The organism is Pseudomonas sp. PDM03 (assembly GCF_014852385.1).
GTDB classification, from domain to species: domain Bacteria; phylum Pseudomonadota; class Gammaproteobacteria; order Pseudomonadales; family Pseudomonadaceae; genus Aquipseudomonas; species Aquipseudomonas migulae.
Map to the genome: position 1 here is coordinate 1 of NZ_JACVBM010000004.1, position 15,101 is coordinate 15,101.

General features: G+C 58.4%; 12 protein-coding genes and 1 tRNA gene. 5 read left to right on the plus strand and 8 right to left on the minus strand.

From position 1 onward, the window contains the following. Positions 1–184: 184 nt before the first annotated feature. From IB254_RS08495 to IB254_RS08510, 4 genes are all read right to left on the minus strand, one after another. Positions 185–1,555 carry an MFS transporter gene (locus tag IB254_RS08495; RefSeq protein ID WP_192417011.1) on the minus strand — a complete coding sequence of 457 codons (1,371 nt, stop codon included), beginning with the start codon at positions 1,553–1,555 and terminating at the stop codon, positions 185–187. Positions 1,556–1,624: 69 nt separating this feature from the next. After that, complete coding sequence (locus tag IB254_RS08500; RefSeq protein WP_192417161.1) at positions 1,625–2,866, minus strand: glutamine synthetase family protein; 1,242 nt, start codon at positions 2,864–2,866, stop codon at positions 1,625–1,627. 320 nt (positions 2,867–3,186) lie between these two features. Next, complete coding sequence (locus IB254_RS08505; protein WP_192417012.1) at positions 3,187–3,879, minus strand: sensor histidine kinase; 693 nt, start codon at positions 3,877–3,879, stop codon at positions 3,187–3,189. Beyond that, positions 3,876–5,480: a tetratricopeptide repeat-containing response regulator gene (locus tag IB254_RS08510; protein WP_192417013.1), complete on the minus strand. Its 1,605-nt coding sequence runs from the start codon at positions 5,478–5,480 to the stop codon at positions 3,876–3,878. Before IB254_RS08510 ends, IB254_RS08505 begins: the two co-directional genes overlap by 4 nt. A 243-nt stretch (positions 5,481–5,723) precedes the next feature. On the opposite strand from IB254_RS08510, the gene IB254_RS08515 reads away from it, so the two are divergent. Beyond that, positions 5,724–9,857, plus strand: a complete 4,134-nt coding sequence (locus IB254_RS08515) for a CheR family methyltransferase (protein ID WP_192417014.1) — start codon at positions 5,724–5,726, stop codon at positions 9,855–9,857. Positions 9,858–9,864: 7 nt separating this feature from the next. Here the strand turns inward: IB254_RS08515 and IB254_RS08520 are convergent, their stop codons facing one another. After that, positions 9,865–10,404: a hypothetical protein gene (locus IB254_RS08520; protein WP_192417015.1), complete on the minus strand. Its 540-nt coding sequence runs from the start codon at positions 10,402–10,404 to the stop codon at positions 9,865–9,867. A 148-nt stretch (positions 10,405–10,552) separates the two neighbouring features. Next, positions 10,553–10,629 (minus strand) — tRNA-Arg (locus IB254_RS08525). 292 nt (positions 10,630–10,921) lie between these two features. On the opposite strand from IB254_RS08525, the gene IB254_RS08530 reads away from it, so the two are divergent. Then, positions 10,922–11,155, plus strand: coding sequence for a hypothetical protein (locus IB254_RS08530; RefSeq protein ID WP_192417016.1), 234 nt, complete (start codon positions 10,922–10,924; stop codon positions 11,153–11,155). 21 nt (positions 11,156–11,176) lie between these two features. After that, positions 11,177–11,356, plus strand: a complete 180-nt coding sequence (locus IB254_RS08535) for a PA3371 family protein (protein ID WP_008033091.1) — start codon at positions 11,177–11,179, stop codon at positions 11,354–11,356. On the opposite strand, the gene phnN is transcribed toward IB254_RS08535, so the two are convergent. After that, positions 11,331–11,903 (minus strand): phosphonate metabolism protein/1,5-bisphosphokinase (PRPP-forming) PhnN, encoded by a 573-nt coding sequence (gene phnN, locus IB254_RS08540; RefSeq protein WP_192417017.1) that lies wholly within the window; start codon positions 11,901–11,903, stop codon positions 11,331–11,333. The genes IB254_RS08535 and phnN overlap by 26 nt on opposite strands. Before the next feature lie 388 nt (positions 11,904–12,291). Here phnN and IB254_RS08545 point away from each other — a divergent pair, with 388 nt between their 5' ends. Further along, positions 12,292–12,618 carry an Arc family DNA-binding protein gene (locus tag IB254_RS08545; RefSeq protein WP_003178899.1) on the plus strand — a complete coding sequence of 109 codons (327 nt, stop codon included), beginning with the start codon at positions 12,292–12,294 and terminating at the stop codon, positions 12,616–12,618. 193 nt (positions 12,619–12,811) lie between these two features. Here the strand turns inward: IB254_RS08545 and mgtE are convergent, their stop codons facing one another. After that, positions 12,812–14,254, minus strand: coding sequence for a magnesium transporter (mgtE, locus tag IB254_RS08550; RefSeq protein ID WP_192417018.1), 1,443 nt, complete (start codon positions 14,252–14,254; stop codon positions 12,812–12,814). A 320-nt stretch (positions 14,255–14,574) separates the two neighbouring features. Here mgtE and IB254_RS08555 point away from each other — a divergent pair, with 320 nt between their 5' ends. Then, positions 14,575–15,093 (plus strand): cell envelope protein SmpA, encoded by a 519-nt coding sequence (locus IB254_RS08555; protein WP_192417019.1) that lies wholly within the window; start codon positions 14,575–14,577, stop codon positions 15,091–15,093. Positions 15,094–15,101: the final 8 nt, after the last annotated feature.

Consider the following 15,101-nt stretch of genomic DNA (forward strand, 5'->3'; position numbering starts at 1 on the left):
CGACTTGATCGACGACCGACAATTTAAAGGTCAGCGTGTAGTCTCGCTGACTACGCCTTTTTACTGATTCCATTACGTCCTCCTGAAAAACAGATCAGAAGGTGTAAACCTTATTCAGGACGGGACAGTCAATAAAAAACGGGCAGTCCCTTGCGGTGACTGCCCGTTTTTTTTATGTCCAGGTTTAAGGCCTGGCCTCGGTGAAGCTTTGCTCGCGGCCCGTGTCAGGGTCTTCCGGAGGTGGAGTGGTTGGTGTCTCCGGCTCCTGCTCAGGAATCGGATCAGGATTGACCGGGGTCTGCATCTGGTCCTGCACCACTTGCTCATCAACCCGTGGATCAAGGCAAGCCACCAGCGGCGAACTCGACATGCTGTCCGGCATGGCGACGTGATGCAGCGGCGCATCGTCCACCTGATGCAGGTTGGTCACCGCTTTCGGACGGATCCGCCACACCAGCACCAACGCAAAGAAACTGAAGAAGGCATAGAGCATCTGACTGCCAAACATCTTCATCAGAACCCCGGCGACCAACGGCCCGATACTCGCGCCGACACCATAGGTCACCAGCAACATCGCCGTCAGAGACACCCGCCGATCAGCCTCGACATGGTCATTGGAAAACGCGACCGCCAACGGGTACAGGCAAAATTTCACCAGCGAGCAGATAAAACCGGTGATGAACAACACCTCCAGCGGCACCTGCTTCATGACCGCCAGCGGCAACGCGGCGAGGGCCAGTACCAGCGCAAAACAGCGGATCAACAGCGCCCGGTCATAACGGTCGGACAACCAGCCCAACGGCCACTGCACCAGCAGGCCGGCAAAAATGCAGCTACCCATGAACAGACCGACCTGCTCCGTGGACAACCCTTGCTGCGAGGCATACAGCGGCGCCAGACCGTAGAACGAACCAATGATCAGCCCCGCCCCCAGCACCGTACTCAACGACTGCGGCACGCGCTTGATAAAGAACCGCGGCTCCATCGGTGCCGGATGCAGCGCCGCCGGGTGAATCCGCCGCGTCAGGGCCACCGGCACCAGGCACAGGGCGAAGCACAGGGCGACCAGCATCAACAGCTCAAGACCGAGCGCCGGGTGCATGACCAGAATCAGTTGCCCCAGCACCAGGCCAAGATAAGAAGCTATCATGTAACCGCTGAACACCGTGCCCCGCTGCGAGGCTTCGGCCTGCTCATTGAGCCAGCTTTCGATGACCATGTACTGGCACATCATGCCCAGACCGACGATGACCCGCAGGAATATCCATGCCGGCAGCCAGTCCACCAGACCATGGCCCAGCACCGCCGCGCCGACGATCCCGGCGCAGGCCGAATAAGCCCGGATATGCCCGACCCGGGCAATCAACCGGTGACCGATCTTGCCCCCCAGCACGAGGCCGAAATAGTTGGCCGCCATCAACGCACCGACCCACAGGCTGTCGACATGGTCGGCCGCCAGGCGCAAGCCCAGGTAAGTACTCAGCAAGCCGGAGCCGATCAACATCATCAGCGAGGCGAAATACAGCGCTCGAAAGGGTTTCCAGATTTGGCGCATCGGCGTTCCGAGCGGCTCCTTGCGGTAAGAAACGGGCTATCCGAAAGATAGCCCGAAGACGAAGGTTCGTCAGGCCTGGGCGGCTAAAACACGGCGCTCCCAGGGCGTAATTTCATCAAAGAAGCTGGTCAACTCCATGGTCTTCGAAGCGACGTAGCCTTCGATGAACTCCTTGCCGAACAGTTCCTTCGCCAATTGGCTACGTTTCAGACGCTCGAGCGCGGCATGCAAGGTACACGGCAACGAAAGATTATCCGGCACCTCGAATTCGCCCTGGATCGCTTCACTCGGCTCCAACCTGTTTTCAATGCCATACAACCCTGCCGCCAGGCTCGCTGCAATCGCCAGATACGGGTTGGCATCAGCCCCCGGCAGGCGATTTTCCACCCGACGCGCCACCGGCGAGCTGGCCGGGATGCGCAAACCGGCCGCCCGATTGTCGTGGGACCAGCAGGCATTATTCGGTGATGCGAACGGATGGCACAAGCGCTGATAGGAGTTAACGTTCGGTGCAAATAATGCCGTGAAATCCGCCATGCCGGCCTGCTGGCCACCGATGAAGTGACGGAAGGTCGCCGTCGGCTCACCGGCCTCGTCGCTGAAGACGTTACGCCCGGTAGCGATCTCGACGATGCTCTGGTGAATATGCATCGAGCTGCCCGGCGTATGCGCCAGTGGCTTGGCCATGCAGACCACCGTCAGCCCATGCTTGAGCGCGACTTCTTTAAGCAGATGCTTGAACAGCAATGTCTGGTCGGCCAGCAACAAGGGATCGCCGTGCAGCAGGTTGATCTCGAACTGACTCACGCCCATCTCGTGCATGAACGTATCGCGCGGCAAACCGAGGGCCGCCATGCACTCATAGACTTCACTGAAAAACGGCCGCAAGCCGTTATTGGAACTGACACTGAACGCCGAATGACCGTCCTCGCGCCGACCGTCCAGGCCCACCGGCGCCTGGAACGGTTGCGTCGGGTCGGTGTTGGGCGCGAAGACGAAAAACTCAAGCTCGGTGGCCACCACCGGCGCCAGCCCAAGGGCCGCGTAACGGGCGATAACTGCCTTGAGTTGACCACGAGTCGACAGAGAGGAGCTTTCGCCGGTCAGCTCGTCCGCATCGCAAATGGCCAAGGCACGCGGCTGCTTGCTCCAGGGCAAGCGGTGGATCTGCGCAGGGTCGGGCACCAGCGCCAGGTCGCCGTCATCGCTGCCGTAAAAACGCGCTGGCGGATATCCGCCCATGATGCATTGCAGCAGCACACCCCGCGCCATCTGCAAACGCCGCCCCTCAAGAAAGCCTTCGGCCGTCATGACCTTGCCACGGGGCACGCCGTTCAAATCCGGCGTAACACATTCAATCTCATCAATGCCCGTCAATCGCTGCGCGAGTGAGCGCTGGCCACCGGTTGTCATGACGCAATCCTTTGTAGTTGTGCAAGCCGCGAACGGCGACCGTACAAAATAGGCTCCGCGTGTTCGGAATATCAAGCAGCGACGTACAAATGATTCAACATCGCCGCAATCCTTGTAGGAGCCGGCTTGCTGGCGATAGCGGTGGGTCAGTCAATATGTTTATCGTCTGAACGGACGCCATCGCCAGCAAGCCGGCTCCTACAAGGGATTGCGGGTATTCAGGGGAGATAGAGGCTGAACACTCCACCGCCCAACGGGCCGCCGTTGTTGATTTCTGTGCGCCCACCGATGCCGTTGCGCTGATGCAACGCGGCAATCCGTCCGGCGAAATACAGGCCCAGGCCGGTGCTGCCGCTGCTGTGGTTGATGCCCTGCACGTAATCGGCCTGGCGCTCGATCATCTCGGCCGGGTAACCCTCGCCATCGTCGTTGATGGTCAACACCAATTGCCCGGCCTCGTCGCTCACCGTGATCAACAATGCATGACGGGCGTAACGGATGGCGTTGTTGATGCTGTTGGCCAGCACCGACGCAATCAGCTCGCGATCGAAAAAACCCAGCGGGCTCAGCGGGTCCACTTCATAGGTCGCCATGATGCCGCGACTGGCGAACACGTCCTGATGGCAGGCCAGTTGCGCTTCGATGAAGTCATCCAGTTCGTGGTAAGCCGGCTGCAACGGCATCTGGTTGACGCCGAGTTTGTACAGTCCCAGCAACTGCACCAGCATGCCGTTGAGGTGGGCGAACTCGAACTCGATCACGCCCTGCTCCGGGGTGTGCCGCGCCGGATCGGGCAAGCGCGCCAGCCATTGGCTGTGTGCCTGCATCAGCATCGCCAGAGAGTTCTTCATGTCGTGCACGGTGGAAGCAATCACCGTGGAGAAATCCAGTGCCGGGTTGTCTTGGTTCATCCGCTGAACGCCTTGATTTTCAGTTTCTGATAACGCGCATATCGCGCATCGGTGTCGGGCATCAGGCCGACCGTTTTCAGGCAGGCGCGACATTCTTCAAGCTCCGCCGATGGCACGCTGGTGTCGGTGCCATGCAGCAGCGATTGCGCCATGTTCAACGCAATACTGATGTTCTTCGGTTGCAACGCCAGGGCTTTGCGGAACACCGCCCGCGCCTCCACCAGGTTGCCGGTCTTGTACACCCGCACGCCTTGACGGTTGAGTTCCGCCGCATCGTTGCCGGAGTTGAGGATGCTCGGGTCGTCGGTCAGCTTGGCGATGCCCTGCATCACTGTCGGATCGTCGCCGTAGATTTCTGCGCAGTTTTTCAGCATCGACTTACCAGCGTCAGCCTGCCCAAGCATTTGCAGTTGCTTGGCCACCAGCAGCGCGGCTTCGGCACTCATGAATTGCTCCATGCCATCGAGGCGCAACATCGCCTGCTCGGTGAGCTTTTCCGCGGTTTCGGCGTCGTTGAGCAACAGGCTGGTGGCCTTCATCAGCCGCGCACGAATCTGCAGGCCCGGGTCGGAAGGGTTTTCCTTGGCCACGGCACTCAGCGTGGTGTTGATTTCCAGCCGGGTCCGGGTGTCCAGGCCCTTTTCGCTGCCCTTGCTGATCAACGCATGGGCGAGGCCGAGGTTGCTTTCGGCGTCCTTGAAACGTGACTGGGCACCTTGGCTGACGGCCTGACGGTAAGCTTTGGACGCGGTCTCGAAATCTTCGTTGGTCATCGCCAGCTTACCCAGCAGCGCTTGCCGGCGTACGGCCAGCGGCGACAAACGAATCGCCTCCTCCAACACCTGTTGCGCAGCCTTGGTGTCGCCCTCGGCGACCAGCACATCGGCCATGCCGTCATAAAGCGCCGGCATCATCGGGAACACTTTCAACGCTTTTTCGTAGACGCCCTTGGCCTGGCTGACCTGACCCCGCTTGAACAGCAACTGGCCCAGCCCGGCAAACGCCCATGGCAAAGGCCGGTCGGCAATGATGCTGTCGTAGAGTCGCTCCAGCGCTTCGTTCTGGTTCAAGTCGCGCAAGGCATCGGCGCGGTAGCGCAAACACAGCGGCGAGTAGCGGATGTCCTGCTTGCACAAGGCGATGCAGGCATTGAGCACTTCAACCGGTTTACCACGATCGAGCGCCTGCAGGATCGGCTTGAGCAAGGTCTTGCGCTGCTCCAGACGCTCCAGGCGCTGGGCCAGGCCGGAACGGTTGAAGGGTTTGGTCAGGTAAGCATCGGGCTCGTGTTCCAGCGCGCTGAGCACCATCGCCTGGCTGGTCTCGGCGGTGACCATGACAAACACGGATTCGTGGCTGATCAGCTTCTCGACCATCAGGTCTTCGAGAACCTGCTGACCGTTCTTCTTGCCATCGCCGAGGTGGAAATCCTGGAGGATGAAATCGTAGGACTTCTGCGAACACATGCGCAGCGCCTGCTCGCCGGTGTCGGCGGTGTCCACGTCCTTGACGCCCAGCTCACGCAGCATGGACCTGACGGAACTGCGGAAATCCGAGAAATCATCGACGATCAAAAAACGCTTTTGGTGATACGACAGCATCGAAGATTTCCAGGCAATTTTAAGAAGAAGATCATGACTGTCCGGGTTATCGGCCAGCAGGGCCATTCACTTGAAGAATTGGAATGCATTTGCGCGGCTGAAGTCCAAATTTAAAAGGGCCGCGAATGCGGGCTAAATATTTGAAGGCGTTATTGAAAAACGGGATTATCCTGATTTATTGCAACGCGTCTGCTACCCCTCTTTCAGACCCGGACGCTCCCGTCGTCGGCACAGGCAAAAGTTATGACCAGCACTCCCAATCGCTCAGCGAAACCCAATGAGCGAAAGGCACTGTCTCCCAGCACCCTGGACTTTCCGGTGGTGGGTATAGGCGCGTCAGCAGGCGGATTGCAGGCCATCAAGCTGTTCTTCGAAAACATGCCGCAGGACAACGGCATGGCGTTCGTGATCATTCTTCACCTCTCCCCCGATCACCAGAGCATTGCCGACAGGATCGTCCAGGAATCGACCGCGATGCCGGTTCTGCAAGTCACTGAAAGGGTGTCCATCGAGAAAAACCATGTGTACGTCATTTCACCGGCACAACGCCTGTCGATGAACGATGGTTTTCTTGAGGTCAGTACCAGCGATACACGGGAATCCCGGCACGCCTCGATCGATCTGTTCTTCCGCGACCTGGCCGATGTCCATCGGGAACGAGCGTTCTGCCTGGTGCTGTCGGGCACCGGTTCCGACGGTGCCGTCGGTCTTTCTCGGATCAAGGAACAGGGCGGCGTCACGCTGGCGCAGGCACCGGAAGACGCCGAGTTCGACGGCATGCCCCGCGCCGCCATCGATACCCGCATGGTTGATCTGGTTCTGCCGGTCGTTGAAATGCCGCAAAAACTGCTGGAGCTGTGGCGTAACTCTCAGGAAATCAGCTTGCCCATTGCCAACGACCCCGAACCGCAGACCATTGTTGCCATCTCCGAACGCGAAGCGCTGGTCGCGGAGCAAATGCTGCACGACATTCTGATCCAGTTGCGTACCGGCACCGGCCATGATTTCAAACACTACAAACGCGCCACCGTGTTGCGCCGGATCGAACGGCGAATGCAGGTCACGTCTCAACCGGATCTGGCGTCCTATTTCCATTACCTGCAAAACAATCCCGAAGAAACCAAGGCCCTGCTCGGCGACATGCTGATCGGCGTGACCAACTTCTTCCGCGATCGCGAGGCCTTCGAAGCGCTGGAGCGCGATGTCGTGCCGCAATTGGTCAGTGCCGCCGTGTCGGCGCAACCCGAGAAAGAAGAAATTCGCGTCTGGTCCGCGGGTTGTTCCACCGGCGAAGAAGCCTACAGCCTGGCCATGTTGCTCAGCGATCAACTGCAACTGGACGCCAGCAAGGCATCGCTGCAACTGTTTGCCACTGACATTGACGAGCGCGCCATCAGCGTCGGCCGGGCCGGACTGTACCCGCAAGCCATCGTCACCGACGTGCCGCCCACGCGACTGCGGCATTACTTCCTCAAGGAAGATGACCATTACCGGATTCGCAAGGAAATCCGCGAAAAAGTCCTGTTCGCCAAACACAGCCTGCTGTCCGATCCGCCGTTCTCGCAGATCGACCTGATCGTGTGCCGCAACCTGCTGATCTATCTCGATCGCGAAGTGCAGCGCGAAATCCTGCAAATGTTCCACTTTGCCCTGCGCCCCGGCGGGTTCCTTTTTCTCGGTTCCTCCGAGAGCGCGGACGCGTGCCACGAACTGTTCGCCCCGGTGGACAAACGCAACCGGATCTTCCGCGCCAAAACCGGTACGGCCAACAGCCGTCGTACGCCGACCATGCCGCGTGGAGGCTACGTGCGGACCAACATTTCCCAGCAACCGACGCACAGCGGTGCACAGCGCAAAACCTCTTTCGCCGACATCCATCAACGCGCCCTCGAACAGTCTGCGCCACCCAGCGTGATCATCGACGCCAACGCCGACATTCTGCACATGAGTGAAAGTGCCGGGCGTTTCCTGCGGCACGTCGGTGGTGAGATGTCGCGCAATTTACTGACGTTGATCCTTCCAGAGCTGCGCCTGGAACTGCGCACCACGTTGTTCCAGGTTCAGCAGAGCAGTCTGTCGGTCAAATCCCGCGAGGTGTCGATCAAGCGTGATGAGCGGCGTTATCTGATCGACCTGGTCGCTCATCCCTACAAGGATGAAGGCTCGGACAGCGAGTACGTGCTGGTGATTTTCGAGGAGGTCGAAGTCGATCCTTCAGAACTGGCGGCGACCACCGTGCTGCAGAACGAAAACCAGGTGCTGTCCAACCTCGAACGCGAACTGCAACGCACCAAGCTGCATTTGCAGGACACCATCGAACAATCGGAAGTCTCCAGCGAAGAGCTCAAGGCCTCCAACGAAGAAATGCAGGCGATCAACGAAGAACTGCGCTCGGCCACCGAAGAGCTGGAGACCAGTAAAGAAGAGCTGCAATCCATCAACGAAGAGTTGCTGACAGTCAATTTCGAACTGAAAACCAAGGTCGAAGAAACCGACAAGATCAACGACTACCTGACCAACCTGATCGCCTCCACCGACATCGCCACGGTGTTTGTCGACCGCTGCATGCGCATCAAGTGGTTCACCCCGCGTGCCACCGACATTTTCAGCATGCTGCCGGTGGACACCGGGCGCTCCCTGCTAGACATCACCCATCGCCTGCATTACGACAACCTGGCCGGTGACGCCGCGCTGGTGTTCGAATCGCTGAACATGATCGAGCGTGAAGTCAGCAGCACCGACAATCGCTGGTACATCGCCCGCCTGCTGCCCTACCGCTCCAGCGAAGACCACATCGACGGCACCGTGTTGACCTTCATCGACATCACCAAGCGTCGGGCGGCCGAAGAAGAGCTGCGCCTGGGCGAGGAGCGCATGCGCCTGGTCGCTGAAAGCACCCGCGACTACGCGATCATCACGCTCGATGAACAAGGGGTGATCACCACTTGGAACAAAGGCGCGGAGTTGATTTTCGGCTACAGCAAGGCTGAGGCCGAGGGTGCCTACTATGACTTCATTTTCTCTGCGCAGGACCGCGCGGCGGGCGTGCCGGAAAACGAGCTGCTGACGGTGCGCAACCACGGCCGCAGCGACGATGAACGCTGGCATTTGCGCAAGGATGGCAGCCGCTTCTTTTGCAGCGGCGAAGTGACTCTGCTCAGCGGCGATAACCTGCAGGGCTACGTGAAAATTGCCCGCGACCTGACCGGCCATAAACGCCAGCACGAAGAACAGAGTCAGGAGCTGGCCGAGACTCGTAACACCAACAACCTCAAGGACGAGTTCTTTGCGGTCATGTCCCACGAGCTCAAGCATCCGCTGAACCTGATCCAGCTCAACGCAGAATTGCTGCGGCGCTTGCCGGTGACCAAATCGCTGGCGCCAGCGGCCAGGGCGGTAAATACCATCTGCGACGCGGTCACCAGCCAGGCACGGATAATCGACGATCTGCTGGATGTGGCCCGGGTCCGCACCGGCAAGCTCAAGCTGCAAACGGTCGCCGTCGACCTCGCCAGTGTGCTGCGCGATGTCCACACTGTCGTGCTCAATGACCAGCATGACGTCACCGTCGAACTGCTCGTGCCGTCCGATGCGTTGATGGTCCAGGCCGACCCGACACGGCTGGAACAAATCATCTGGAACCTGGTGAACAACGCACTGAAATTCACCCCGGCCAAGGGGCGTGTGCAATTGATCGCCAGCCAGGCTGGGGACATGGCGCGGCTCGACATCAAGGACAATGGCGTCGGCATTGCCCCGGAAAACCTCGATCACGTGTTCGACCTGTTCGGCCAGGCTGAAAAACAACATGCCACCCATAACCGCGAAGGGCTCGGGATTGGTTTGTCACTGGTCCGTCAGTTGACCGAGGCGCAACGCGGTGCAGTCGAGGTGAGTTCTGCCGGCGTAGGCACAGGCTGCACGTTCACCGTCTACCTGCCATTGGCCAAAACCGCCGGCGAAGCGCAAGCCGCTGCCCAGACCGAAGAGGCCTGCGGCAGACTGAGCGGACTGACGATTCTGTTGGTGGACGATTCCGCGGACGTGCTGGAAACCCTGAAAATGCTGCTGGAGATGGAAGATGCGCAAGTGATTGCCTTTGACCGCCCGGTGGCGGCGCTGGACGCAGCAAAAAACACTCGATTCGACCTGATCATTTCCGACCTCGGCATGCCGGTCATGAACGGCCACGAGTTGATGAGCGCACTGCGTGAGTTGCCTCTCGCGAAGGATGTGCCGGCCATCGCCCTGACCGGCTACGGGGCTCACAGCGACATTCAGAAATCACGACAGTCGGGCTTTGACCAGCATGTTGGCAAACCGGTGTCCTACGATGATCTGATCCAGACAATCGAGACGCTGCGCAACCAGCGCTGAAGCGCGCTCAGTTCAGATAGTCGCGCTGCACGCAGGCGCGCCGATCGATCGCCTGCCTGAGCCGCTCCTTGTGATCGGCCCAGACCATAGGGTCAACCTTGGTGGAACGCATCAAGACGAGCATGGCCTCCTTGGCGTCCAGGTACTCTGACCAGGCATCAGCAGACCTGAGCTTCAAGCGTTCACGCTCGGTCATCTCCATCCGGCGCAACGCGACGACCGACTCATCGGTAATCACCGGACTCAACGTCAGTTGCACCCGGTGCGGCGCGACGAACTCCTGAGTGTCCGCCACAATCTCCCTCGCCCGCTGGGTACCCCACTTCAATGCGGCGCAGTAATGCTCACCATCCTTGAGGTCATGATGCTCCTCGCGAATCGGCCAGCCATCAGCGCCGTAGACACCTACAAAAATCTGGGTAACCCCTTCAACACTGATCCGCGCATGCACCTCGATTTGCACGCCACTGCCCAGCACTTCTTCGTGGGTGTGCAGAGGCAATCGCGTGTTGGTCCACAACCAGAATTGGGCGCCCCTGCGTCGCATCGATTTCGCTCCTTGAGTGGTCTTTGGAGTAAGGCACAGCAATGAGCGTCTATCAAATGTTGGTCGTCAGGTGATCGCACACGAAAAAGCCCCGCCGGATACGAGATCCTGGCGGGGCTTTTTTGACAGCCACAGGGCTGGAAATTGATGGTGTCCCAGGGCAGGTTCGAACTGCCAACCTTCCCCTTAGGAGGGGGATGCTCTATCCAATTGAGCTACTGAGACACAAGTCGCACGCGAGAAATGCGATGCGATGGACGGCGTGCATGTTAACGGGCGGGTCTGGTTTTGTCATGTCGTCCGTAGGCTTTTTAAGTGTAGGCAGATGCCCCTCGACAGCACGGGATTTGTTAACCGTGCAAATTGCATCGCCTCAAAAAGCCATCATTGCAAATTGCAATGAGACGACCTTGCGCGATTATCTTAATTGTTTGTTTTTAAAGGATTTAATAGCCGTTAGACTCTTGGCACGTCGGCTGCTTCAACTGTTCCCAAAGAACAACGGAGGTCAGCCCTCATGAACCGCGCCCTTTTACTCTCGAACGCGATCGCTCTGGCGGTTTTTTTGGGTTTTCATTTTGCCCCGCAGAGCGGTGCCGAGCCGGTTGCCCAACGAATGCCTCATTACCTCCAGGTACAGAAGGCACCTCAATTGGCGGTGTTGGGTAATCAGCAGGGTTTTGTCGGTCAAGAAGTGAGTCAGGAAAATGTCCTGCTGCCAGCGCAGCCTTCAGAACGCCTGGCATTTTGAACAACCCATCAGGAGCACAGCATGTCCAAATCAGCCGCAGGATTTTTCGTCCTCGCCCTGCTCAGCGGCATTCTTCATTTATCACTGGTAGAAGACGCAATCGTCACCCTGCCGTTGATTGCCTGCGGCGTTTTCAGTGCGTTGTTCGTACTGGCGCTGGTCGCTGGCCGCAAGATCAAGTTTGATCCGGTGTTGCGCTGACTTGTAGCAGCTTCAACAGGCCAGCCACTGTGTCCGAAAGTTCGCCTGAATTGTCGAGTCGGTGGATAAGCGTCTCACCGACTGAGGCGTCCGCCGTGAACAGTTCATTTCTGCGCAATCTCGCCTCAATCTCCGCCAGACTTTCACGCCCCCGCCGCAGCAAGCGCTCTCGCAGCACATCCTCCTTGACCGTTAACAGAATCGGCACCAGCGCCGGATAACGGCGTAGCGCCTGGGCCAAGTGCCCGCGGGAGCCGTTGATCAGGACATCCCTGCCCTCCTTGAGCCATTGATCGATCACGATGGGAATACCGTAATCCAGGCCATTGGCATGCCAGCACAGCGCAAAGTCGCCCTCTTCTTTGCGGCGTGCGAACTCTTCACGGGAAACACCGATGGCATCCTCGCCCAAGGATTCGGCTGAACGCGTAATGACCCGACGCACCACTTCGCAGTTGATCGCCTGCAAAGGTTCACGAGCAGCCTCGATGAGACTGTCCTTGCCGGATCCGGAAGGCCCCATCAGGTAAATCAGTCTGCCATCCATCCTGAATTAGCCCCCCATGTCGTGGTTGCCACTAGTAAATCGGCCAATTGCCACTATTCTGTACGAAGTAAGGAATCGTGATCGAAATCCGCACAGCATGCACCTTCAGGCGTCCCAGGACATCTGCTGTCGTGCAATAGGACGCGGCCAGCGATACGGATGTGGGTAGTCTTTTCAAACCAGTCCGCATTTCTGATAATTGGTGCTGGCATAACGCCTTTATCCAGTTCAATATTTGTCACAGAATTGACGCCAATGATCTGGCTTCTTTGAGGCATGATGCGAGCCTCTATCAATTCAGGTTGAACATTTGGCCAGAGTCCTTGTCCTATCAGACATCGCGCGGCCAATCCCGAGAACCGCTCCCCTGAACTAACCGGTTAAATATATGCGCCCATTGAAACAGGCAATTTATTCCAGCCGTACGGCTGACAAGTTCGTCGTACGTCTGCCAGACGGAATGCGTGAACGCATTGCCGAGGTGGCTCGCAATCATCATCGCAGCATGAACTCCGAAATCATTGCGCGCCTTGAGCAGAGTCTCATTCAGGAAGGCGCACTGGGTGAAGAGTTGAGCATGCGACTGGACAGCCCGGAGCTGTCACTGCACGAACGCGAACTGCTGCAGCGCTTCCGCCAACTCTCCCACCGTCAGCAGAACGCACTCGTTTCGCTGATCGCCCATGACGCCGAAATGGCCGCAGACGCCTCCTAATTCATCCGAACGCTCAAGCCAGCTTAATCGCTGGCTTTTTTTTGCCTGAAATTCAGCCACAAAAAAACCCGCCGATTGGCGGGTTAATTGCTCTTGTAGGAGCCAGGCTTGCCGGCGAAGGCGGCCCTGAGATCGCCTTCGCCGGCAAGCCTGGCTCCTACGAGCTGATTCGCGAGTTGCAGGCAGATGGTAATCAGAGCAGGAAGATGGTCGCCAGCCCGAGGAAGATGAAGAAACCACCGCTGTCGGTCATGGCCGTAATCATCACGCTGGCGCCCATCGCCGGATCGCGACCCATCTTCGCCAGGGTCATGGGGATCAACACCCCCATCAACGCCGCGAGCAACAGGTTAAGCGTCATGGCGGCGGTCATCACCACGCCGAGGGACCAACTGCCGTAAAGCAGGTAGGCCACCACACCAATCACCCCACCCCACACCAAACCGTTGATCAAACCGACGGCCAGCTCCTTGCGCATCAGGCGCGAGGTATTGCCGGTACTCACCTGGTCCAGCGCCATCGCGCGAACGATCATGGTGATGGTCTGATTACCCGAGTTGCCACCGATGCCCGCTACGATCGGCATCAATGCCGCGAGCGCCACCAGTTTCTCGATCGAACCTTCGAACAACCCGATCACGCGAGAGGCAATGAAGGCGGTGATCAGGTTGATTGCCAGCCAGGCCCAGCGGTTGCGCAGGGATTTCCAGACTGACGCGAAAATATCTTCCTCTTCACGCAGACCCGCCATGTTGAGAACTTCGTTTTCGCTCTCTTCACGAATCAGGTCGACCATTTCATCGATGGTCAGACGGCCGATCAGCTTGCCGTTCTTGTCGACCACCGGGGCCGAGATCAAGTCGTAACGTTCGAACGCTTGTGCGGCATCGTAGGCGTCTTCGTCCGGGTGAAAACTCACCGGGTCGCTGGCCATGACTTCCGAAACCTGTTTTTCCGGGTCGTTGACCAGCAAACGCTTGATCGGCAGCACGCCCTTGAGCACGCCGTCGTAATCGACCACAAACAGTTTGTCGGTGTGGCCCGGCAGCTCCTTGAGCCGACGCAGGTAACGCAAGACCACTTCGAGACTGACATCCTCACGGATCGTCACCATCTCGAAGTCCATCAACGCACCGACCTGCTCCTCGTCATAGGACAACGCGGAGCGAACGCGCTCACGCTGTTGACCGTCGAGGGTTTCCATCAGCTCGTGGACGACGTCTCGCGGCAGCTCGGAGGCCAGGTCAGCCAGTTCGTCGGCATCCATGTCCTTGGCCGCCGCCAGGAGCTCGTGATCGTCCATGTCGGCGATCAGGGTTTCACGTACCGAGTCGGACACTTCGAGCAGGATGTCGCCGTCGCGGTCAGCCTTGACCAATTGCCAGAGCGTCAGACGATCGTCCAGCGGCAAGGCTTCAAGGATGTAGGCAACGTCGGCGGAGTGCAGGTCATCGAGCTTGCGTTGCAACTCGACGAGGTTTTGCCGGTGAACCAGGTTTTCAACCCGGTCGTGATGCGGACCTTCCTGGCGATGAGTCAGGTCTTCGACCACCCGCTGACGCTGCAGCAGCTCAATCACTTGAGCGAGGCGGTCCTGCAGGCTTTCTTGCGTTTTCTTTACTTCAACTTCGGACATAGGCGAACTCCACTCCCAGCAGCGGGGCACGCCGGAAGGATCAATCAGTCAATTCATGATTGGAAAAGCGGTTTACTGAATTACTACTGGGTAAGTCCATGGAGGTATTCCACAAGCCCCGGCGGGGCTGACGGGCGCAATGATACACCGCCCAACGGTTTTAAATGTTAAAAAATCGCGGCTGAAACAAGCGCTTGCGAGACAAACCTGAGCACCGTCCTGATCCGTGAAAATGCGACGACTCATTCTGAAAAGAAAACACACCAGCGCTGAAAAATGTAGCGGCTACCCTTGAGTCAGACCGTCATGGAGGACGTTTGATGCCATTGAATGCCTATTATTTTCTGCTGATCACCCTGCTCTGCCTGCCGCCCGTGGCACTTGCCTCAACCGTTCACCGCTGCGAGGCAGCAAACGGCCGCATCACCTTCACCACGCTGAGTTGTACGGCCGGAGAAAGCCTTTCGCTCCAGGAAGTGCGCACGTTTACCCCCGGCAACACGGTGTCGCTTATGCCGGAAGCGGACTTTCGTGAAACATCACGTATGAATATCAAAAGGAGGGAGCCGACAGTCGTCGGCCAGGCAGAGGACAACTGTGGAAACCAGATCGATGCCAGGGAACGCAGGGAAGCAATCATCAATCAACGAATTGTCGCCGGCATGACCCGGCAAGACGTCGAAAGCGCCCTCGGCAAGCCAGACAAGATCAGTATTCGCAATTCAGCCACGAGTTACCGATACGACACCAAGCGAGGTCGTAGCGCACACGTCGAATTCGATGAGAGAGGATGTACCAGAGGAAAAGCCAAATCCCAGACGGCAAAAAGCCCGCGTTAAACGCGGGC